Annotated in this window: 23 protein-coding genes; 9 read left to right on the forward strand and 14 right to left on the reverse strand. The window is 58.8% G+C overall.

Translation table 11 applies throughout. The features are described 5' to 3' along the window. Window positions 1-1,011: 1,011 nt before the first annotated feature. Window positions 1,012-1,293, reverse strand: coding sequence for a hypothetical protein (locus ACPPVR_RS23615; protein ID WP_426608972.1), 282 nt, complete (start codon window positions 1,291-1,293; stop codon window positions 1,012-1,014). Between the two features lie 475 nt (window positions 1,294-1,768). On the opposite strand from ACPPVR_RS23615, the gene ACPPVR_RS23620 reads away from it, so the two are divergent. Beyond that, window positions 1,769-2,155 carry an RlpA-like double-psi beta-barrel domain-containing protein gene (locus ACPPVR_RS23620; protein ID WP_426608973.1) on the forward strand — a complete coding sequence of 129 codons (387 nt, stop codon included), beginning with the start codon at window positions 1,769-1,771 and terminating at the stop codon, window positions 2,153-2,155. A 1,331-nt stretch (window positions 2,156-3,486) separates the two neighbouring features. Here ACPPVR_RS23620 and ACPPVR_RS23625 read toward each other — a convergent pair. The 8 genes from ACPPVR_RS23625 to ACPPVR_RS23660 form a co-directional block, all read right to left on the reverse strand. Next, window positions 3,487-3,723 (reverse strand): hypothetical protein, encoded by a 237-nt coding sequence (locus ACPPVR_RS23625; protein WP_426608974.1) that lies wholly within the window; start codon window positions 3,721-3,723, stop codon window positions 3,487-3,489. 280 nt (window positions 3,724-4,003) lie between these two features. Continuing rightward, a complete protein-coding gene (locus ACPPVR_RS23630; protein WP_426608975.1) occupies window positions 4,004-4,198 on the reverse strand; it encodes a hypothetical protein in 195 nt (64 codons plus the stop codon). Beyond that, on the reverse strand, window positions 4,199-4,357 hold the full coding sequence (locus ACPPVR_RS23635) for a hypothetical protein (protein WP_426608976.1): 159 nt from the start codon (window positions 4,355-4,357) through the stop codon (window positions 4,199-4,201). Further along, a complete protein-coding gene (locus ACPPVR_RS23640) occupies window positions 4,354-4,923 on the reverse strand; it encodes a hypothetical protein (protein WP_426608977.1) in 570 nt (189 codons plus the stop codon). Before ACPPVR_RS23640 ends, ACPPVR_RS23635 begins: the two co-directional genes overlap by 4 nt. Before the next feature lie 11 nt (window positions 4,924-4,934). Beyond that, complete coding sequence (locus tag ACPPVR_RS23645) at window positions 4,935-5,099, reverse strand: hypothetical protein (protein ID WP_426608978.1); 165 nt, start codon at window positions 5,097-5,099, stop codon at window positions 4,935-4,937. Continuing rightward, entirely contained in the window at window positions 5,062-5,316 is a 255-nt protein-coding gene (locus ACPPVR_RS23650) for a hypothetical protein (protein WP_426608979.1), read from the reverse strand. Before ACPPVR_RS23650 ends, ACPPVR_RS23645 begins: the two co-directional genes overlap by 38 nt. Next, window positions 5,313-5,513, reverse strand: a complete 201-nt coding sequence (locus tag ACPPVR_RS23655) for a hypothetical protein (protein WP_426608980.1) — start codon at window positions 5,511-5,513, stop codon at window positions 5,313-5,315. The genes ACPPVR_RS23650 and ACPPVR_RS23655 overlap by 4 nt, the downstream gene beginning before the upstream one ends. Window positions 5,514-5,964: 451 nt before the next feature. Beyond that, window positions 5,965-6,234 carry a DUF2934 domain-containing protein gene (locus tag ACPPVR_RS23660; RefSeq protein ID WP_426608981.1) on the reverse strand — a complete coding sequence of 90 codons (270 nt, stop codon included), beginning with the start codon at window positions 6,232-6,234 and terminating at the stop codon, window positions 5,965-5,967. 150 nt (window positions 6,235-6,384) lie between these two features. Between ACPPVR_RS23660 and ACPPVR_RS23665 the strand changes: the two genes are divergently transcribed. The 3 genes from ACPPVR_RS23665 (at window position 6,385) to ACPPVR_RS23675 (ending at window position 9,450) form a co-directional block, all read left to right on the forward strand. Continuing rightward, window positions 6,385-6,702 carry a hypothetical protein gene (locus ACPPVR_RS23665; RefSeq protein WP_426608982.1) on the forward strand — a complete coding sequence of 106 codons (318 nt, stop codon included), beginning with the start codon at window positions 6,385-6,387 and terminating at the stop codon, window positions 6,700-6,702. A 58-nt stretch (window positions 6,703-6,760) separates the two neighbouring features. Then, entirely contained in the window at window positions 6,761-6,970 is a 210-nt protein-coding gene (locus ACPPVR_RS23670) for a ribbon-helix-helix domain-containing protein (RefSeq protein ID WP_426616169.1), read from the forward strand. An 890-nt stretch (window positions 6,971-7,860) separates the two neighbouring features. After that, on the forward strand, window positions 7,861-9,450 hold the full coding sequence (locus ACPPVR_RS23675) for an HWE histidine kinase domain-containing protein (RefSeq protein ID WP_426608983.1): 1,590 nt from the start codon (window positions 7,861-7,863) through the stop codon (window positions 9,448-9,450). Between the two features lie 204 nt (window positions 9,451-9,654). On the opposite strand, the gene ACPPVR_RS23680 is transcribed toward ACPPVR_RS23675, so the two are convergent. Together ACPPVR_RS23680 and ACPPVR_RS23685 are read right to left on the reverse strand one after the other, a co-directional pair. Then, window positions 9,655-10,380 (reverse strand): PRC-barrel domain-containing protein, encoded by a 726-nt coding sequence (locus ACPPVR_RS23680; protein ID WP_426608984.1) that lies wholly within the window; start codon window positions 10,378-10,380, stop codon window positions 9,655-9,657. Further along, a complete protein-coding gene (locus ACPPVR_RS23685) occupies window positions 10,377-11,579 on the reverse strand; it encodes a sensor histidine kinase (protein WP_426608985.1) in 1,203 nt (400 codons plus the stop codon). Before ACPPVR_RS23685 ends, ACPPVR_RS23680 begins: the two co-directional genes overlap by 4 nt. Before the next feature lie 882 nt (window positions 11,580-12,461). Here ACPPVR_RS23685 and ACPPVR_RS23690 point away from each other — a divergent pair. Continuing rightward, window positions 12,462-12,695, forward strand: coding sequence for a hypothetical protein (locus tag ACPPVR_RS23690; RefSeq protein WP_426608986.1), 234 nt, complete (start codon window positions 12,462-12,464; stop codon window positions 12,693-12,695). Next, window positions 12,655-12,948 (forward strand): hypothetical protein, encoded by a 294-nt coding sequence (locus tag ACPPVR_RS23695; protein ID WP_426608987.1) that lies wholly within the window; start codon window positions 12,655-12,657, stop codon window positions 12,946-12,948. The genes ACPPVR_RS23690 and ACPPVR_RS23695 overlap by 41 nt, the downstream gene beginning before the upstream one ends. Before the next feature lie 1,785 nt (window positions 12,949-14,733). Here ACPPVR_RS23695 and ACPPVR_RS23700 read toward each other — a convergent pair. After that, a complete protein-coding gene (locus tag ACPPVR_RS23700) occupies window positions 14,734-14,961 on the reverse strand; it encodes a hypothetical protein (protein WP_426608988.1) in 228 nt (75 codons plus the stop codon). A gap of 779 nt (window positions 14,962-15,740) precedes the next feature. On the opposite strand from ACPPVR_RS23700, the gene ACPPVR_RS23705 reads away from it, so the two are divergent. The 3 genes from ACPPVR_RS23705 (at window position 15,741) to ACPPVR_RS23715 (ending at window position 17,155) form a co-directional block, all read left to right on the forward strand. After that, entirely contained in the window at window positions 15,741-16,061 is a 321-nt protein-coding gene (locus ACPPVR_RS23705; RefSeq protein WP_426608989.1) for a ribbon-helix-helix protein, CopG family, read from the forward strand. After that, complete coding sequence (locus tag ACPPVR_RS23710; protein ID WP_426608990.1) at window positions 16,058-16,237, forward strand: hypothetical protein; 180 nt, start codon at window positions 16,058-16,060, stop codon at window positions 16,235-16,237. The genes ACPPVR_RS23705 and ACPPVR_RS23710 overlap by 4 nt, the downstream gene beginning before the upstream one ends. Before the next feature lie 438 nt (window positions 16,238-16,675). After that, on the forward strand, window positions 16,676-17,155 hold the full coding sequence (locus ACPPVR_RS23715) for a Phasin protein (protein WP_426608991.1): 480 nt from the start codon (window positions 16,676-16,678) through the stop codon (window positions 17,153-17,155). A 777-nt stretch (window positions 17,156-17,932) separates the two neighbouring features. On the opposite strand, the gene ACPPVR_RS23720 is transcribed toward ACPPVR_RS23715, so the two are convergent. Next, window positions 17,933-19,243, reverse strand: a complete 1,311-nt coding sequence (locus tag ACPPVR_RS23720) for a VapE domain-containing protein (protein ID WP_426608992.1) — start codon at window positions 19,241-19,243, stop codon at window positions 17,933-17,935. Continuing rightward, window positions 19,243-19,722 carry a hypothetical protein gene (locus tag ACPPVR_RS23725; protein ID WP_426608993.1) on the reverse strand — a complete coding sequence of 160 codons (480 nt, stop codon included), beginning with the start codon at window positions 19,720-19,722 and terminating at the stop codon, window positions 19,243-19,245. The genes ACPPVR_RS23720 and ACPPVR_RS23725 overlap by 1 nt, the downstream gene beginning before the upstream one ends. Between the last annotated feature and the right edge of the window lie 100 nt (window positions 19,723-19,822).

Here is a 19,822-nt window from a genome sequence, read left to right on the forward strand (position 1 = left end):
GCCGCTGAGTTCTCACCCAGCGTATTGCAGCAAGGCGGCCGTCACTGATGACCGCTAAGGTCAGAAGAGGTCTTCGACAAGACAATCTTCGCAGGTCGGCTCGAGCATAGCACGCCCCTTTTCAACCCCGTCTTATTCATCGTCATAGTCGTAAGGTCTAGGTGCGTACTCCCTGTCGTTACGTGGACCGTAGTCTCTGTCGTAACGCCTTTGCCCGTAGTCGCGATATTCACGACGTGCGGGCCTATCGGCAAACAGCCGGATTGTGTTTGCCCTGTGGCGGTAGATTGCCACTCGGTCGCGTCGTGTTCTCTCTTCGGAGGTACAGCGATGAACTCGCCAGAATCGAGAAGCGTCGCCGGATCGCGGCCATCGACCTTAATCGGATTCTCGAACGGCGGCGCCCAGCCCTTGGTCATAAAGCCGTATTGCCATCTTTGTTGAGTTGCTGCCGCCCCTCAGTATCGCTGCGCGCTTCCCGCACGCTAAGCAGATGAACGAGGCTCCAACTCAGACAGTCGGATCTCGTCTGCCCATCGATCGACGTAGGCGGCCAATAGCACAGTTTTGCTACGCGCGCACGCGCGCGACAGAGAGAGAGACTAGGGAGGACTCCGGAAATCTCTCCCTCCTCACGGACGGGAGCCGCGCCGTAAACTTATTGCACTCATTCTTTGGATTTTTTCCAGCAACGAACCGCTCGAACCTGGCGCGAGCCGGCCGCGACCTGGCGGCATCCTTTCCTCGCGGACGGGCTATCAAAGCGACCACCCGCCAGCGGGTGGCGGGGCCGCTGACCTTGGCAATAGAATCGCCAGCCGGACAGCGCAAAGGCCCGGTTTGATGGGGTTCTCTCCGGGCCTTCGGCTCCGCTTCGTCGGGCTTCGGTTCGGGATCAACTTAACCGTCGCAGACGAGACGCCGGCAACGGATACAATCACAGCCTGAGTCGGATGGTCGAATTGAGGCGCAACCGGCAGAGCGGCGCGCCGCTCCAACCCCGTCGACCGCTCAGAAGTTCGTCCGCGAAACGTCAGCGCGATCTTCGATCACGAGACGCTGGCGAATATCCAGCCATCTTTCAAAAGCGACACTGACGTCGTCCCGCCATCTCCATACGAGCCGACATTTTGCGACGGTAAGAAAGCCGTCGAGCGTGATGTAGAAGTGTATCGGAAGAAGGCCTAATCCATCTGCATGCACTTGGGCGTGTTTCCGGCTAACGCCATAGGCAACAATCCGTAATTCTCGGCCCTCAAAGAACAAGAGGCCATCCGTGTAATGCTTGATCATGCGCCAATCCTCTGTCCGCGGCCCGCGCTGGCTTTGGCACTTCAAGGAACAGCATGTTTATCGGCGCTGACGATACTACCCCTCCAAACGTCGCTAATATCGAAAACACAATTCACGGTTAAACGCGCATATTTAATAAAAAACGACCGGCCCCTCGCATTGCATAGCCATCTCGACATCCCGCAGCGTCGCAACCGGGTTCGCGCGCATCACCGCCGCCATCGCGGTAGCAAGCCGGTGTTGATCCGCAGTACGAAGCATTGGTTTACGCAAATCTCCGCGAACGATTTTTCGCTTCGATATATCTGAAGCCGGGCGAGTTATCCGTGTGCTCCAGGACGATGGCGAGATGCCCGATGGCGCCCGGATAACTAAAGCGCTGCAATGGACGAATTGATTGCTGCACTGCGCCCAGGAAAACCGTCCATGAATCTGCATTGTCGATTAGTTCTTCCACTTGTTGGTGAGGCCGACCATGCGTCTCCTGTTTGGAATCGTCGCGATTGCGATGGCCCCGACCTGGATGGGGTTGACGCCGACCACCGCAGTAGCCCAGGAGTTCAATGATAGCTGGTCCATTATCCCAAAGGCACACGCAGAGCCGGCTCCCGAGGCACCCAATCGAACTAGCCAGCCGCAAACCGAAGGCCGGACCGAACAACAGCCGGCACGTTCAGATCGCTCAACGGCCCAATCCTTTGCCCGCACTTTTTCCGGAAAAGCTTCGTTCTACTCGTACGCAAACGGAAAGACGGCAAGCGGTTCTTCGTTTGATCGAAATGAACTAACCGCCGCGCATCGCAATTTTCCGGTTGGCACCAAAGTGCGCGTGACCCGTGGCGACCGCAGCGTCGTCTCATGATGCGTCCGGTGCTGTCGACGATGAGAGCTCGCTCCGTGCCGCCTTTGACTGCTCGGTAAGACTTGATCTTTCCGGATGGAGTCTCCCTGATCTCCGAGTAGCCTGCTGCGCGCAACTTCGCGATAGTTTCTTCCGAAGTCAGTGCAAGCGCAGGCGAACCAACCCAAACCAGTACAAGGTCCCGCGCTCCCTTACGCTCGCCCAACGGTTGCACTTCAATCTCGCGCCCGACGCCGATCGTGCGGAACGGTGCCGGCAAAGGCAGCAGGCGCTGCGTTAGTGTCCTGCTTCAATCGCTCGGCGCGCGGAAGTGGTGCCGTATGCTCGTAAATCAGAGAGGCGGCCTTGAGACCGAGGATGTGGCTGTTGTTGGTTCTGGCGACGCACTACCTCTGCGGCGTAGCACTCGCACGTTTGAACGTAAGCGGCGAAGTTCCGCCTCGATTTCATCTGCCGCCCATTCGACGCTCAGTTTCCGCAGTTCATCCATCGCCGCCTGAATCTCTGCGTCGGATAGCGGCGCGGGCCGCCGCGAGAAAAAAGCCAACTTCATAGAATCTCTCGCTCATCGCCGGCGGTCAGGTGACCTGATCAAGCGCAGTCCGCATCAATGGTTCCAACTCAGAATTAAGCCATGGCTTTTTTTTGACCGACGCCGGCAGAGCCGCAAGCGTTAATGCTACCTGGCAAGCATAATTCCGGAGTTTGATTGCGCCGTTGGGCCGCGGTGCTAGACCTGTACATGCCGGGGCCGGTCGCATAGTTCACCAAGAGATTTTCAAACCTGGACGGCCGCAGAGCGCGAGTTCAATTTTAACTGAGCTGGAGCTCGACGATGTGGCCTTACGGTATTACGGCGCTTTGCGTCGTCTCCCGATCGTCGGAGCCGTCGACGTCATGTTCCTGAGGTTCGATGTCCCCGACGAACCCCGGCCGTAGTCGTCCGGACTCGCCAAGCGGCTCGGAAGGGCTGTATTGCTCGCCAGATTACTTCACTGAAAGCTATTCTTTTCGAGTTGGTTTCATGTGGCCGATCTTCGCAATTGAATTGGGGAGGAACTGACCTGATGTACCTGGAAACGGTCCGCCTGTATCTCGAAGTGCGCCGGCTGCGACATGCCGTTGCCAGCAGCATCGCTCACAAACGGCGTCGAGTTACATCGCCTGCAAGGCGGCGGCGGCCGTCCAAAGCATCAGACCCCACGTCGCCAAGAATTGTGCGGACAGCCAATGCAGTGGTTTCAGCTTGCACTGATCGGACTTGCCGTGACGGTCGCCGCGACCTGCTACACTCATTTTGCAATTAGGCGGTAACGGGCCTCGCGACAACATCAATTCGACTTCACGCTGACGGCGGATGCGATCCAGTCCAGCGCAATGGCGCTCAGAGTTGGATTGGGACCCGCCGCGCGGTTAGCGCCGGCAACCGGATAAGACGCCATGTCGTAGTTTTTCTTTTCGAGCAGATCGCCCTGCGCCTTCGAACGATCGCCCTCGGCCGCGAACAGGTCGGAGGCCGCGCCGCCGAGGCCGCTGAAGAGGCTCGATCCAATATTCAAATTGGCCATGTCTCAAACTTCCCACAATCGGCTCAGGCCCAGACACCTGTAAGATTGAACAAGGTCTGCCGCGGACCATAGAGGCCGTTCGCCACAGCACTGGCAATGACCGCACGACAGTGGGCGACGTCGGCCGCTTTGACTGCGGCATCGTATGCTGGCCACGCCGGTGGCGTGTTGTTGTAGGCGGCCTTTGCTGCCCCTAGTGCGGCCTACCTCGCGCCTTCCGCGATAGCCACATTGGCCTTGTGGGCGGACTCTTGCGCCGGTGTAGTCATTTGATCTTCTCCTACTGCAACGCTGCGACACGGCAGCCGAGCGGCATGAAGCCTTTGGGGATCAGTGGCCGCGCAAGATCCTGGATCGCAGCCCGCCAATCCGGGGTTCGCTTTGCGCGAGCCAGTTGCAACTCCGTTACCGAGACGGTGACGTGCTGCTCTTCGTTGGTCTTCGGGTTGACGACTTCGACAAGATAGTCGGCCATCTACGTGTTCTCCTTGATGCCGCCGGTTAAGATGATGTTGGCGAGGGCCATTCTTCGGGACTCCTCAACGCCGCCCTTCAAGAAGCGCGAGACGAATTCTGGATTGCTGATCGCATCTTTTTTCCAGCGCTCTGCCGCCTCGTACTCCGGCTCGGTCACATGTGACCTGTGAGCGTTTCCTTTATGATTCGATCGTCGATGCCGAGTTCGCGCAGCATTGCCGCCGTTCCGGCCATCTCGCGGTGACCAGAGGATGGTTGCTCAGGGTGAAGGCCCGACATTGCCACGTCGACGTGATCGCCCTTTGCGACGATCTCGTGCAGGTCGCGAAATTCCTGCAACTGCGCCGGTCCGCCTCCGACGAATGAGGAGGCCCATTTTGGGTCGGCCTTGAGTTGATCGAGGCGGGTTGCGGCTTCTGTCGGCGTCGACGGTAGCGCGGTCGCTGGGGGAATTATGGGCTGCTCGGTCAACCGCAACGCCGCCGCCAGTTCATCCGCAGCCGTCTTGGCCGCTTCGGTCTTGGCGCGGTGTCCCGCCAGCTTGTCCGCAGCGCCGGGTTTCCGCTCGGCAGCCTCCAGTGCGAATTCGGCGACCTGCTCCTCGAGCGCGGCGAGCGCACCGCGCGCGCAATCGAGTTTTTCCCGGACGCTGGGCGCCCGCAAGGTCGGCTCGGGATCAGAATGCGTCGGGCCGGCCTCTTCGCCGGATTGCCTTCGGAACATGGACAGAATCCTCACGCCGCTTCGCTGTGCTGCTGACGCGGCTGCTTGGCCGCAAGCGCGTCCTCGATCAGGTTCGCCAGGAACTGAGACACCGGCCGGCACTCCGCCGAGGCCGCGGCGCGGATCGCATCGGCAAGCTCAACCTTCGGTCGGAAGCTCAGATGGGGTTTCGACATTGTTGTCCTCCGTTGTGGACGCGAACATCCCCTCCTCCCGAGCGGCCAGCAACGCACCGCGAGTGCGCCGTGGCCGCATGTGTGGACGGCGGCGACGAACCCACCGGCGCCGCATCCGCGCCGTCATCTCCGGATCTTCAACGAACTCGATCCGCGCGATGCCGAGCGCCAGCGCATCGAGAACCAAGCCGAGCGACTGCTCGCCGAGACGCTTCAATGGCTCCGGGGAGATAGCTTGGACGCATAGCCGGACGCCCAGCCCGTGATGTGGTCGATCGTCTCATGCGTGATGCCGAGCTCGTCGCCGCGCCGGCGGATCAAGTCCACCAGGTCGTCACCATTGGTGATGATCCGCGGGACCGCTGGAGGGGCGCCAAGAGGCGCTGGTGCGGCCTCCGGCTCGCTGGCGGGCACCTGCGCCTGTTCGGCGCTGCCTCAACGGGAGCCGCGTGGGCGGCCTTCGCGCGCTCGAACTGCGGGGGCATGCTGTAGAACGGAGAACGGCGGCTGGAACCCCTATATTCATCGAAGCCGTCGAGGAGGTCCAACTGCTTGCTCATGTCCGGGGTGAAGCGATGCAGATGTGGACGAGAGTTCTGAGAGCCGTCGCCAAAAAAAATGGAGGCCGGCGCGAACGTGGCGAAGGACGTCGATAATCGGGGCGGTCGAGAGTTCCGGCCCCCACCCACCCCCACCCCGGCCTTTTGCCCGGGAACCATGGCCATTTCGCGCCGATCACAGGTTTCGCCAAATAGCTGATAAAACTTATAAAAACGCGATATCAGATCATGTGATCACTGTCGAGTTAGTCGGGTAACATCGAGGTAACAACTAGCGGCGACAAATACGCACAACGCCGCGCACTTTAACGCGGAGCCGAACTGCTCAGTAGCTCACGTTCGGCTTGCAACCAGAAGTCCCTGTCCCGGCCCCAAGGCCGCCCTGCTTCCTCCCAGAGCTGATAGGCACGACGCCGCGTGGCATCTTCAAAACCGATAGCCTTCAGGCGGTCGATCCTCGTCCGTATAACCTCTCCGAATGCTTCGAGCCGAGTTACCGCCGGGCGATCCCGAACCAGGCTGAGCATTCGATTTGCTAATTCAAGCTGATGCTCCAATTGCTGAAGCTCGGCCATGAGGTCCATCTCACCTACCCGTGCTTAAAACGAGATAATCGGAGCCGAAGCAAATTGTTCATCGAGCGCAAAGGCCCCGGGCCCCCTAGCGACGTTTGACAGCCCACCCGCTCCCGCTCACAGTGTCTCCTTTGGCGGAGGGCTGATAAAATGGACTACCGCAAGGAGCTAGAAGCGCTGATGGCCGAGACGGCGGCATTGGCATCGCGCACAGCCGCGAGCGGGATCAAGCCACCTGCCCCTCTCCCACCAACTCCGATCGACATTGTGGCGATTCTCAACGAACCCAGCCGAGTGCCCCAGCGCCTGCTTAATCTCGGTCCGCCCGAACGCGAGCAGATTAGCAAGCGCGTCGAGAATTTCAGGGGGCACCAAGAGCGCTTTCGGCGGGAGCGCGAGGACTATTTTTCCAGGACCATGCAGCGTGTGCACGAGTCGATGAAAGGCGGGAAGCCGCCCGACGATTAGGTGATTTTAAGAGGAGCGTTTTCGATCTCGACTCGTTATTGGTAACCACAAGACGTCCATCCGCCTAGAAAACGAATTTTGGAACAGCTTTCGGGAAATCGCTTTGTCCCGAGGAATGCGCGCCCAGGACCTTGTCAGCGAAATCGATAGTCGACGAAGTCACGAGACTGTCGTGCGCGATTCGGCTTTTCGTTCTCGAATCCTACCAAGCACGTGCACAAGCGGCGCATCACAACGCTACGCCCGCCGTGTTCAGGAATCGCCTTGAAGGCCATTCGGTCTAGGTGCCCGCGCGTTTCCTGGACGACCGAGAGCTGCTAGCAGCTTGGAGTTGGCGCTCCTTTCCGCTACAACTTCTCTCTGGGGGAAATCCATGAACGCAGCGCGCCTGAGAGAACTATGTGAGCTAATCGTCGCCACCGAAGCTAGCTTCAATGTGCAAAACCTTTTGTAGCAATTGACGACGGACCTGAATCAAATCACGTCTAATCCGGGTCAACCGCAGTTCCAAACGTCCTTCGCTCAAAACCTGTCCACGCTGCGGAATGTATGGGCTCAGATGGCCGCAACGTTTTCGCCCGCGCAAGCCAAACTGTTGGAGGAGATTAAGGCCCGACCAATTTTTGTCGACGATAGCGGCGTCAAGTTAGACCAGGCTGTCACCGTTTCGCGTCGTCCGAACAACCGCCCGGCTTACCACCCTGGTTGATGCAGGCCCGGTACAGCCACGCCACAACGTAACTGCCCGCCCATACCCCCGCCCCCTCCTCGATGGTTCTGAAGGTGCCGTACTGTCTCCTGACTAGTGCGCGATTTTTTGAGATTCAGGGGTGCGACAGCGGATCGAGAAAGGCAGCCGGCGGCTTCCGCTTTGGCGCGCAAACCGGACTCGGTTGAACATCGGGTGGATTCCGAAGAGTGCCGGTGGCGGCCTCAGGCGACGGAGCAAAAGCATTTGCCTCGCTGACGTCCGCAACACTTGTTTGAAACGTGGTCATTAGCGACCCGGCTTGCTGCAATCCTTTCCATAGCGCCCCCGCATGCCTCTAGCGGCAGATCCCGTGGGGGTTCAGATGCTGCTCGACCTTGTTTCCGATACCGTTGTAGATTAGCGCACTTGTTGGCCGTTTTCCCGCCAGTTTCCGTAGGCAGTAGCAAATGTCGCTCGATGATAGCGGAACAAAACAACCACCAACTGCTCCCTCCGTGAAGAATGAAATGGCTGGCCTTATTGCGAGCAAGGACTGGTCAACGACGGAGTTAGGTGACTCGAATAAGTGGTCTCCCACCCTCAGGCTTATCGTTGGGATAATGACAGCGTCCGGCTTTCCGATGGCGGTACGATGGGGGCCCGAATTCATCCTGATCTACAATGACGGATACCGGCCAATTTTAGCGGACAAGCACCCGTGGGCACTCGGGCTGCCGTTTCGCGTCGTATGGCCGGAAGTGGTTTCGGATCTGATCCCGCTTCAAGAAGCAATTCTCGCTGGCGAAAGCCCTGGCGTTTATTCCGAAGACCGGCCTCTCACAATTCGCCGCCGTGGCAACAGTTTTGAGACAGCGCATTTCACCGTCAGTTACAGTCCGATACCCGATCCGTTATCGCCGACCGGCATAGGTGGCGTGCTCGTCACAGCCGTGGAAACAACTGAGCGCCTGAGGGTTGAAAAAGCACTGGAACTGAAAACCCAAGAACTATCCGAAGCCAATCAGCAGTTACATGATGGGCAGACCCTTTACCGATCTGCACTTTCCGCGGGCCGAATGGGCACATGGGAGACAGACCTAGTCGCCAAGACGAGACTTTGGACGCCGGAAGGCATGGCGCTGTTCGGGATCAACCTTCCAGGTGGCCGCGGACAAGTGGGAGGCACCCAAGACGAATATTGGTCGGCGCTACATCCCGATGATCGATATTTGATGCAAAAGTTACACGAGCTCGCCGAAGTCCAAGACTCATTTACGTCTGAGTACCGGGTGGTGTGGCCGGACGGCACAATTCTTTGGCTTAGGGGCCACGGCCGCGTTATCTCTCGCATGCCGGACGGAAAAGCTCACCGGCTCATCAGCATTGTAGCCGACGTCACTGAACGCAAAGCTGCAGAAGACCATGTTCAATTTTTAATGCATGAGCTATCGCACCGCTCGAAGAATTTGCTGACGGTGATTCAATCGATTTCTCGCCGAACGGCTCGCACTACCACGACGATGGTGGAATTCGAAAGCCGGTTCGGACAACGTCTGCAGGGCCTCGCCGCATCACACGATGTGTTAGTTCACAATAGATGGCAAGGAGCCAGCCTCGTTGACCTGATGCGGCAACACCTTATTCCGTTCCTAGACATTCAAAGCTCGCGAGTCGAACTATCCGGCCCAGACATTGTCGTAACGGCGGAAGCAACCCAGGCGATCGGACTCGCAATCCACGAACTTACGACAAATGCGATCAAGTACGGCGCACTTTCGCTGCCTGCCGGCAAGGTGAAGATATCTTGGTCGCTCGACAGTGAATCGCTTGCAATGCCCCATCTGTTGTTAAAATGGATCGAGCAAGGCGGTCCTCGCGTAGTCCCGCCGTCCCGGAATGGTTTTGGCCACCTCGTGATCGGCGAAATGATTGAACGTTCTCTAAACGCGAAGGTCGCTCTCGATTTTGCTCCGCGCGGACTGGAATGGAGCGTAACCATTCCAACAACTCATCTTGTTCTGATCCAGGCAAAGGTTGGGAGCGAGACCAGCGCTTAATTTTTCCCGCTTCGGGGGCATTCCGACCGAATTACGTTGCCGGCGCTATGTCTTTTAAGCGCCTTTAGCTAGCGGCGGTAAACTCGATGTCGAACAGCGGCGTGTGGCCCGACCGCATTTACGCCGACTACAACTGGAGCAAAATTGCTTCGTTCCCTCAACAAGTGCGGACGATTGAGGGGAATTGAACTGACGTTTCAGCGCTTATCGAAAAAGGGCGTCGTTATGTGCGCGCCAAGCCTGGTCCGAGAGCCAGTTGTATTCTTGATCGGGCATGACAGGTACGGTTCTCATCATTTCCTTCGTGATGGGAAGAAAGAAGCTCGACCGATCCTCCGTGACCTTAAGAGATCGGATCGGCACCACGATGCTGTCCTTTCCGGTGGTGAAAAATCCACCCGAGGCGACAATCGCGTAGTCTCGCCCGTCTTTGGTGCCGAAAACGATATTTCGCACCTCGCCGACGATCTTATCATCGGAACTACGGACTTCTGCCCCAATCATTTGGTCGGTCCTCAGACCGGGTGTAAGTTGGTCGATCCTTACTAAAGGTTTGGCGCCTTTTTTATCGCGGTTCCCCAAGGACGCGCCACGCTTTGCTTTTGGTTCACTAGCAGTATTTTGCTTGTCCGCCTCTTCCTCATCGTTGTCCCCCAAGGACCCCATGGGCGGTCCCGCGATCAGTTCGCGAATGTTGGCGAGGAGACGTTCACAGTCTTCATGACGTCCATAAGAGCGAAGCGTGAGCGCGGCGTCCCTTAAGCTCCGGAGGTCGCGCACGGACTGGCTGTTAGCTGGCCCTCGCAATCGCGGATTTTGCTGGATCGCCTCCTCAAGCTTTGCGTCTGCAATTTGACACTCGGCCAGCGCCTCGGTGGCGCCGAGGGCGCTTATCAGCACAGCCATCAACACAATTCTTGCGGTCGTCATTGCGCGGCGCCCTTCTGCTGGTTTGCGCCCTTTGCAGTCAGTGAACTCAGCGGAACGTCCAAGCTATAAACAAATCCGTCTGGCTTATATGCCAGTTGAACTTGTCCACTTAACTGATGCCCGAGCGATCCGATCATGCGGGAGCCAAAACTTCGTCGGGTAGGCTCTTCGACCCTGGGACCACCGCTTTCCGCCCATGTCATTTGCAGTCGTTGATTTGCGTCATCGATCTTCCAAGATATCTGCACGCGCCCGCTTGAAACCGATAACGCGCCAAATTTGGTGGTGTTTGTGCCAAGCTCGTTGAACGTCATCGCCAGGGCGATAACGGCGCCAGAAGTAATTCCGATATCCGGTCCCTCAATCGAAAAACGCCCCGCGCCCTTGCTGTCATAAGGCTCAGTCGCACTGCGAACCGTCTGGGCAAGACTGGCATTCGCCCACCGAGCTTGCATCAAGAGGTCGTGCGCTCTTCCAAGCGCAACCAACCTGCCTTCGATAGCCTGCTGCCCGTGCTCGATGCTTGGGGCCGTTCGAAGGCTCTGGGACGCTATCGCGCTGACCGTTGCCAGGGTATTCTTGATGCGATGATGCAGCTCTTCCAGGATGAGCTTCTGCAGCGTGTCAGCTGCCTCGCGCTCCTTCGCGTCTATGCCGGCTTGCGCGAGTAGGACCTTTCCATCGATGCTGGCTTGCTCAAGCAGAAGGCGCAGGCTGTCATTTTCCGCGGTGAGTGAGTCTTGCGCGGCTGAGCGAACGGTCGCCCCGGCTCGACCGAGCGTTTCAACCGCAAGCGGTATGGCGGTCTCTGGGACGACTTTCAGCGCACCGGCGCCGACCATATTCCGCAATTCCTCTATCATTTCCTTTACGTCGATGGGTTTGCCGAAGAAGCGGCTATCTGCGGGCTTATCCTCGTCGGTTGGCTTTACCTGACCGGACACAAGGATGATCTTGATCGAGGGCCAGCGAAGGTGCACGGCCTGCGCCAACTTCAGTCCATCCATCGTGCCAGGCATCTGGATATCGGAAAACAACAGAGAGATGTCGGAACGAGATTCGAGGATGGAAAGTGCTTCATCAGCATTGACCGCTTCCACCGCATTGAAGCCGGCGTCCTCGACGATATCGAGGGATCGCATTCGCAACACCATTTCGTCTTCAACAACAAGAACAGTTGGGGCCTGATCAGATTTCATGATTGCCTAAGGTCAGAGGACTGCAGCGCCCGAATTCTAACGGGATGCGGCTGTTGAACTGTCGTCGCAAAACGGCGGGGACAGTCGAGCTAAACTTGGTCGGAAATGGGGAAAGCCGCGCCTAGCGGCGGATCATCACAACACGCGTTACAAGAACCGGCGCCGCCGGATCACTGTTCCTCAAACAGGAACTACCAAGTTCAGGCCAAGTCTGATGCGAGCAGTCGATGAGAGAAGACCGAACCTGAAGCCGATCTCCCTTCGCGAGAGCAACACTCTCACCTGCCTCGACACTTGGTGCAAACGCAGGCAGCGCGACGGCTGAAGTTCCCAGGATTGCGAGGATTGCGAGGATTGCGATTGCCGCGAGAGATTGAACCATCTTGAGCTACTGACATTTCGGGCAATCCCGCCGACGCTCGGGGACGTTTAACAACAATTAGGATGGGAAATCGTTCCCTCGTTGCACCTATACTTGCGGGCCCAAGAGTCGCCCCGTGAAGCAGCCGCGGGTGCGCATGTTCAAGGACTCATGGGGGACCAGCGGCCCACCGAGGACAGGATTGATCTGGACAGTATCGGGCAGTCACGTCTTCGCCAAACGCGAGCGAGATTCAGACGACGCTGAACATAAAGGTCTACGGGGCGCCAGCCGAGGAGCCTGACTCTTCGCTACCTTTCCGGGTCGCCGCCCAAAAATGAAACGGAATGACGGGCGTCGGCCCGCCGCCGGATGTCCACACCCACGACGCACAGTGCTCGCGCGCGTCCCGAAGCCCTAGCCGTTGTGGACTTGACTCATGACCGACGCCTCGTTTCGGTGACGGCATGCCTCGACCCCAACGCCACAACTCACTTGGCTACCATGCTGACGGCCGACCGGTGAAGATCACGCTGGGCGAGATGCGCGAGAGCGGCGTTCGCGATCTGCTCGTGTTCTGCCAGGACTACAAGTGCAGCCACAACGTGAAGCTCTCGGCCGCCTATGTCGATCGATGGCCGGACCAGGCGTGCGGCAAGCGCGGGGCCGTTCTGAGGGGTGGCAGCAACGCAACAAGGATGGCAATACGGTTTCATGACGAAGGGCTGGGCGCGACCGTTCGAGGATCTGATTGAGGTCGACGGCCGCGAGCTGGTGACGCTGCTCGACGCCGGTCAGTACATCGCCGCGTTGCCGAAGAAGGAGCACGATGTGCCGGAGTGGCGAGCAGCGATGGAAGCCCTGCTTTCAGTGGTCGAGCGCGGCGGCCCCACGCTGTTCGCCCGGATCGGCATCATGCGAGCGTTGAACCGGCATTACGTTCCGGAGTTGAACCCGAAGGGGAAAGACCCGCATTGGGGCCAGCGCAAGCTGAAGAGGGATGAATGAGGCCCGCCAACCGAGGCGGCCTTACCGGATGCCCATGAACAGTGCCGCAACGAATAGTGCCGCGCCAAAGGCTGCAATGCCAAGGCAAATGCGCGCGTGCACTGAATATGGATTGGTGTGGGGTTGTTCAACCATGGGTCTCACCTCGGCGGCTGCAAGCCGGGCGATTTGAGCCACTCGTTTATTTGAGATCCGGTCTCGGCCTGACGAACCCTGCGCTTGGCGGTATCGCGTACGGGCCCATGAGGAAGCAGTTCGGCTTCCTCGCGAAGTCGTCTAGCTTCTTCGAGAAGGCGGTTTTCAAGTGAAGTTGTTTGTTTGAAACGTCGCCGTTCCTGCATGGCGCGCTCCTTTCCCTAGAGGAAGGCGGGAGCGCAATCGGCGATCTCATCACAGATAAAAGCCGAGGTCCGGTCTGTGATGTTCTCTTAACGCACGCGTAGCCGGTTGAGTTCTGTCCAGTAGTGCACACAACTCAAATTAGGCCACCGCACTTTTGAAACTAGACCACTGAGGTCGGAAACAGGCCAGCACCAGCTGTTCGTTGCTAGCGGGCGTCAATCCTCCCAAATGCGTTCACCGCACCTGTCACATTGGTAAAGGCGGACCGTCCGGCCGGTCTTGACGTCTAGCATTGAGGTCGTCTGGCGAAGTGGATTCGCGCGAGCCGGGCAGTGCGTGGGTGCAGGCCGGGGCTGGCGAGAAGATTCGGACATGCCGGTTTATGCGCTCGAAAACCAAAATAGGCCACTGCGAGATTTTAGACTAGGCCTAATTCGGTTCACCCCAATCGACGAACAAGGCTGCTCCCGCCCCGGGAGGAACCGGAGCCGCGGCCGGCTATTCTATTTATACTCGCTGGCTCGCCGCCGAGCTGGCGAAGCGGCCCCGGCGATACCTGGCCCCCCCAGCCAGGCCGGGGCCGTCTCTCCGCCCCAGGGAGTTTTACGCGTTCAGCACGCGAGCACCCGTTGCGTTCTTCCGCCTGCTGAGCAAGTAGCTCGCCTCTCGGCGAGCGGCAACAGGGCTAGTCACCGCAACTACCGCTCGGTGGAGCAGCGTTTCTGAGCCGTCTGACGCAACCCGGTAAATCTCGATAATGAAGCTCACCGGCCATTCCATGTTCACGAACGTGAACGAGAACAAGCCGGAGTCGTTCCGGTCCGCAAATCGGAGGGCGCCTGATTCACATATGTGTGCGCCGGAACAGCCTGAGACCGGGGCTGGCTGCATATTTCACTTAGATCTTTTTTACCCGGTTTCATTTTGACCGTGCGCGGGCCGCAGCGAACAATCGCTGCGGCCTTCGTCTTAAGGCCCCAAGGATAACAGCTCGGTGAACGAAGCCGTTTGTCGCTCCCCTCGAAGCAGTCTGGAAACAGTCAGAGCTCAGCCTGTCTGCACGAACGAGGGGAATTCAGATGATCGCTCTTAAAATGGTTGCTCTTGCGCTTGGTGTCGGGATTGCTTGGTGGATCTATTCGGGTGACTTCGGCACCGATGTAGTTCTCGCCATCGCCGCTTGCCTCTCATAACGAGAAAGGCCCGCCAGCCTGAACCGGCGGGGCCTTTAATTTGCATCCGCGGAAACCTTTCCCGGCACTGTTCGTCCTACTAGTATCCGGGATTTTTGTTAGTTCCATCTCGGGGCTGGAATGAACACCGCCGCCGGGACGCTGTATTTGAGCCCGGCGGCGTATTTGTCTCAGCTCCGTTTCCTCAACCGCTTGGCGTGAGCCGCCAGCCGCTGCCGGTCGCGCTTCCTGTGCAGTCTGCGCCGGCTCTTCATTCGTCGCGCTCCGCCAAGATGCGCCTGATCTCTGTCGTGATGATCATCTGTTGCGCTGGCGATAACCGCGCGTATCTCGCCGCGATGTTTGCGGCCTGCGTAGCGACCGTCTCTCGACCGCGGCGCTCGTCCATCATCTGCTTCAAGCCCTTAAGGCAGCCGGTGAGCATCCAGTCGAAGCTGATCCGGTTATCCCGGCAGTAGTCACTCAGCTTTTCCGACATGGTCCGCCCGACCTTGGGAGGCGTTTCCAGGCCCATTCAATCGCGAGCCACAACAGCCGCCCGTTGATGTTGCGCGGACTGCTGGCGCCGTCTGTGCCCAGCCGGCCAAGAGGCGTCTCCTCGCGCTTGCTAAGCCGTCTGGCGACATTGCGGCGACGGGTGACAGCCCGGCGACTGGGCTTTTGCTTTGCCTTTGCCATGGCTCAGCCCTCCCGCGCTGCAGCTATAGCGGCGCTCAGCCTGCTCTCGGCCGCCGTGAGCAGCTTTGCCCGAGCCGCGGCGTGCCTTGGAGAGATCGCAGGCCACGTCGCGCACGAGATCGCTGTCAGTTGACCTCACGATCAGCTCCGAAACACGAAGGTGTGCATGTTCGGGTCGCGGCGGTTCGGCGCCGACGACCAGCGGCTATGCGTGGTCGAGGGAGGGAATGTCCAAAGGTTCGCGTCGGCCGCCCGCGGGGAAGGCGAAGATGTTGGATAGTGCCTGAACGGGCTTGGGGGACTCGCTGGTGCGTTCGCCGTTTTCCGGCTGTCTGGTGGCAGGTTGAGCGGTCAACGAATCCACGGGTTCGGTTGGGCGTTCTATGGGCGAGTTTGCCCGTGGCGTGCTATGCACGCGGTCAGCCTGGGTCATTTGGATTTCCGTCCCTTGTAGTCGAGGTTAGAGCCGAGTGGAAGTTGCTGCTTCCGTCTCGGCTCGAATTCTTGTAAACTAAAATTATGAAGAGATCAATTTCCGTAAACAAAAAATCGCGGGGACGGCCAAAGAAGGCTGGCGGGGTGGATCCCGTCAGCGCTGTTCGTCTGCCTGCCGACGTAACAGCGGAGGTTGATGCCTGGGGTGAGGCGCGCGAGCTAAGCCGTTCCGAGGCCATCCGACGGCTGGTCGAGATCGGACTTACCGTAAAGACGCCCGCGCGGCCTGCCGCCGGCAAGCCCGACCGAAAGTTGCGCGCTCAGGAGCTCGCCACAAAGGTGATCGAAAAGATTATCGATCCCGCTGCACCGCGGGAAGAACAGGCCCAGCGCCGACGACGGCTAACCAAGGGGCCGACAGAGTTTCGCGGGGCTCGCCTTGATCAGCCGATGGTGAAGAAATGACGACGGCCGACCAATACCGACTGAACGCCGCCAACTGCGCTCAGATGGGTGAAGCGGCTGAAAATGAGCCGGACAGAAATCGGTTCAAGCGAATGGAAGCCGCATGGCGCGCTTTGGCGGAAGAGCAAGATTGGTTAGACGGAGAAAAGTCGTCGTTGAAGCCGCCCTCCGCCTAATCTACTCAAAACCTTTCGGTACCTTATCCGGCTGAAGCGAGCGCAACCTTGCTCACGCTCGGCGCGCTCGGCAACATCGCGTGGCACTACGCGGTCGACGACGCTGTCCTGACGACGCTCGGCGACAACCAGGTCGTCCACGAGTCCTGGCACCTCACGATCTCGGACAACCACAGCGGAAGGCCCCCAGCAGCGAGTCGCACTGAGCCTGTCACACCACTGCTGTCAGCTTGAGGTGTGGCCTGAGAAGGTCCGTCCGCAGAGGACCGTTCGCAAGAAGAAAGCTGGGCGAATCCATCTGGAACCCTCAATGCCAGCCGCTGTTCCTAGGGGCAATCGGGTGCCCTCGACGGTGAGCGAGGTGGCGTTCGGAACGTTACGATGCACAGCATGTTGACGTCTCGCCGAGGGGCCGACCAACCGTCCTTGGAGTGTCAAATGACCAAGCGCAAACCAGCGACCTCGAAGCATACCCGCGGCCCGAAAACAGTCGCGAAGGCCCAACAGGCTGCTCAAGCGATTGTCAGAAGTCCGAAAGCGAGTGCTTCGCATTTCATTGCCGCAGACTCGAACGAACCGCCCACAAAGCGTTTTCGGGTTTCCCAAGAGGACACCCTCATTGATAATCCGCCGCCTTTTGTTGGGACCCCGGAGACTGCTTTCCAGGTGACAGAGAGTGATTCAAAGAGAGAGATTGATTTTTTGTCGTCGGCCAGGGCAAACTTGCGGGCTTATCAAGCGCTGTTGCTGAAAATGGCACAAGCCAACATGCAACTTGCAATCGAGTACGCCCAAAGGCTGGCAACGATTAGGTCGCCCCTTGAACTTCCCAGCCTAGTTGCAGAGTTCACTAGCAAGCGGATTGCAATGTTCCGGGAGCATTCGGCAGAGATGGTCAAATTAGGTACCAAGCGATGACCTTCTAACACTCAAGATCATGATGCCGTTTAGGCTAAGGGACTTTATTGTATTGCGCTGCGGCCTCCGCCTGGCCACTCGCGCGTGAGAGCAGCTTGGAATAGTCCGACGCCCGCAGTGCAAACTGACGCTGGTTCAGTCGGACGACCGGGATCTGGTGCCGCTTGCAAAGCGCTTTCACGGCCCTGGTGCCTTCAAAGCCAAGTGCGGCTGCCACGGCGGGAAAATGAATAAGTTGGCGTCAGGTGGTGCATTTTCCAAGGAAGTAAGCAAGGAAGAGCGCCCGCTTGCGCGGGCTTGATTGACTTGATTGTTTTTCAAGGGCTCGCTTTAGGGCATGCAAAAACTCGATCGCCCTCGCGCCGCAACCCTGTCATTTCCTGTCATGCAGCCCTGACATTTCCTGATGTACATTAGCCAGTCCTCGCGCGCGGAGCGCGTATTGCGCGGAAATTCCTCGCGCGCTAGCGCCCGTGCATACTGCGGGCGAAACTCGCAGCGCGTATTGCTCCGAGAATTCCTCACGCGTGCATACTGGTCGCGAAACTCCCTATCCGGGCCTATTATAGGCGCCTCTCCCGTATTGCGCGGGATCCCCAGCGCGCGCGTATTCCTCCCGAAACCTGATTTCCGCCCTTTGTTTATTGCCAGGGGCACCGCAATCAATGACGCAAATGACGCATTTTGCATAGAGTCCCCCACGCGCGCATTCCCCTTCCCCTATTCTAACAAATTCTCTGTGGAGTCTCTGGTAAGTGCGTCACAGTGCGTCATCCGTCATTGGCGCCTATGCCATGGTCGGCGCGTCGCAGTCGGCTTTCCGCGCTCCCAACCGAGACGCTCGAGCGCTGCACCGATGCGGCGCTGCTCAGCGGTCCCGACCCGGCCCGTCTCCATACGCAGGACGACCCTGGCCACCTCACTGATGGTCACCTCCGTCTTGTCGACAAGGTATCCAGCAATGCTTTCTTCCCAGACGTCCGCCTCATACCGGTTCGATTGCTGGGGCGCGATCAGCTTGCGCTCCTCATCCTTCGTTGGCCACCACTGCTCGGCGTTACGGTAGCGCTGCACGGCCTCCGCAAAGAGCTGGTCGCGGTCAGCGGCGAGTCTCGCAATATCGATATGGCCGCACTTGACGGGCCAGAAACGTCGCCCGCCTGTCTCGTCGCGTAGGTACGTGTCCCGGTTCGTTGTGCCAACGAACACGCACTGACGGGGCTCGATCACTTCGAGGCGACCGTGGCTGGGCCGATACTTCTCCGTCGTCCGCGTAATGAATGCCTTCAATAGCGCCGTATCGGCCCGTCCCATGGCATGCATTTCCGACACTTCGATCAGCCACTTGCCGCGAAGATGCTGCTGCGCATCCTTGCCAACGTTCAGATCGGGCATGGCATCACTGAACCACCCGCCCCCCAGTACGCCGCATGCCGAGCTTTTCATCGCCCCCTGTGGCCCCTCAAAGATCAGCATGTGGTCGCACTTGCAGCCCGGCCGGAAGATCCTCGCCACCATTGCAATCAAGAACATGCGACCGATAGCGCTGGTGTATGGGGTGGATTCGGTACCCAGGTATGTGGTGAGCCAAGTGTCCAGGCGCGGAATGCCATCGTGCCGCAGTCCGTCGAGATAGTCCCGAACGGGGTGATAGGACCGATCATCCGCATACATCGTCACCGCGCTGCCGACGGTTTCTTTGCTGACGCGCTTGATCCCCGCATGCTGCATCCAATGCTGAACGCGGATGACGTCGGCGTCTGTGATCGGCCGCGGAATCGTGGTGCCGTCACCGATTGACCCCACTAGCATCGGGATCCGTTGCATCTCATCAAAAGCGAACGCGCCGGCCAATTCCGGCGCACCTTTGATCGCCGTAACGGCGTTGGCCAAGTTGGCGATAATGCCGCCCTTCGCATCGATTTGGCATTCGTGGTGCCATGCGGGTCGCATCATCATGAGAGAGTTGGCCGCCCCATAGGGCAGCGGCGGTGCGGTAACCTTCTTTTTCTCGGCCTTGTGTGGCAACGGCGGTTTATTGAGCCGCTCAATCATCGCCTCAATGCGATCTAAATCGGTATCGGTCATCAGTGCCGGGCCTTCTTGCTTTCAAGCATATCGACCAAGATTGCGCGGAGCATCTGCCTTTCAGAGCCGACTGGCCACGGTATCCGCCCCTCGAGCATACCGCGGCGGAGAGCCTCCGTTTGCTCTGCGGTTGGCCTCCGCGCTTCGCCCACAGCGTTCATTCCTGCGATAAATCTTTCATTCGGATCGCCGGGCAGAAACAGTCGCGCTTCGAACTCGGCGCACGTAAGCACCGTCCTCGCGACGTCCATTTGCTTGAGCGCGATAAGCTTATCGTTGGCATTAAGCCGATTTAGGTTTCGATGACTGATCTTGTCCGCGACCCAGCCATTGGAGACAGCCTTACGCAGCGCTCCCATGCGCTCACGGATCTCGGTCAGGTCGTCGATCCAACCGCAGTAGCAGTCATACAGACGGTCGAAGATTTCAGGAGTGAGCGGCACCCATTCGGGCGAGCCGGCGTTCGCGTGATTAGACATATGGGTCTCCATGCCGCTCGATGCGGCGGTTGAGGACCCGATCGATGAAGATAGTTGCTAAAACCGCGAAACGGTGATACCGAAAGGCTGCAACGCAATT

This window comes from Bradyrhizobium sp. McL0616 (assembly GCF_049993385.1).
In the GTDB taxonomy this organism is placed as follows: Bacteria; Pseudomonadota; Alphaproteobacteria; order Rhizobiales; family Xanthobacteraceae; genus Bradyrhizobium.

Excerpts from the sequence above, each read along its gene's own strand:
- ACPPVR_RS23615 (WP_426608972.1), bottom strand. The coding sequence starts at position 1,293 with ATGATCAAGCATTACACGGATGGCCTCTTGTTCTTTGAGGGCCGAGAA.
- ACPPVR_RS23665 (WP_426608982.1), top strand. The coding sequence starts at position 6,385 with ATGGACTACCGCAAGGAGCTAGAAGCGCTGATGGCCGAGACGGCGGCA.
- ACPPVR_RS23620 (WP_426608973.1), top strand. The coding sequence starts at position 1,769 with ATGCGTCTCCTGTTTGGAATCGTCGCGATTGCGATGGCCCCGACCTGG.
- ACPPVR_RS23640 (WP_426608977.1), bottom strand. The coding sequence starts at position 4,923 with ATGTTCCGAAGGCAATCCGGCGAAGAGGCCGGCCCGACGCATTCTGAT.
- ACPPVR_RS23675 (WP_426608983.1), top strand. The coding sequence starts at position 7,861 with ATGTCGCTCGATGATAGCGGAACAAAACAACCACCAACTGCTCCCTCC.
- ACPPVR_RS23700 (WP_426608988.1), bottom strand. The coding sequence starts at position 14,961 with ATGTCGGAAAAGCTGAGTGACTACTGCCGGGATAACCGGATCAGCTTC.
- ACPPVR_RS23645 (WP_426608978.1), bottom strand. The coding sequence starts at position 5,099 with ATGTCGAAACCCCATCTGAGCTTCCGACCGAAGGTTGAGCTTGCCGAT.
- ACPPVR_RS23720 (WP_426608992.1), bottom strand. The coding sequence starts at position 19,243 with ATGACCGATACCGATTTAGATCGCATTGAGGCGATGATTGAGCGGCTC.
- ACPPVR_RS23625 (WP_426608974.1), bottom strand. The coding sequence starts at position 3,723 with ATGGCCAATTTGAATATTGGATCGAGCCTCTTCAGCGGCCTCGGCGGC.
- ACPPVR_RS23715 (WP_426608991.1), top strand. The coding sequence starts at position 16,676 with ATGACCAAGCGCAAACCAGCGACCTCGAAGCATACCCGCGGCCCGAAA.
- ACPPVR_RS23680 (WP_426608984.1), bottom strand. The coding sequence starts at position 10,380 with ATGACGACCGCAAGAATTGTGTTGATGGCTGTGCTGATAAGCGCCCTC.
- ACPPVR_RS23725 (WP_426608993.1), bottom strand. The coding sequence starts at position 19,722 with ATGTCTAATCACGCGAACGCCGGCTCGCCCGAATGGGTGCCGCTCACT.
- ACPPVR_RS23685 (WP_426608985.1), bottom strand. The coding sequence starts at position 11,579 with ATGAAATCTGATCAGGCCCCAACTGTTCTTGTTGTTGAAGACGAAATG.
- ACPPVR_RS23710 (WP_426608990.1), top strand. The coding sequence starts at position 16,058 with ATGACGACGGCCGACCAATACCGACTGAACGCCGCCAACTGCGCTCAG.
- ACPPVR_RS23695 (WP_426608987.1), top strand. The coding sequence starts at position 12,655 with ATGACGAAGGGCTGGGCGCGACCGTTCGAGGATCTGATTGAGGTCGAC.
- ACPPVR_RS23660 (WP_426608981.1), bottom strand. The coding sequence starts at position 6,234 with ATGGCCGAGCTTCAGCAATTGGAGCATCAGCTTGAATTAGCAAATCGA.
- ACPPVR_RS23630 (WP_426608975.1), bottom strand. The coding sequence starts at position 4,198 with ATGGCCGACTATCTTGTCGAAGTCGTCAACCCGAAGACCAACGAAGAG.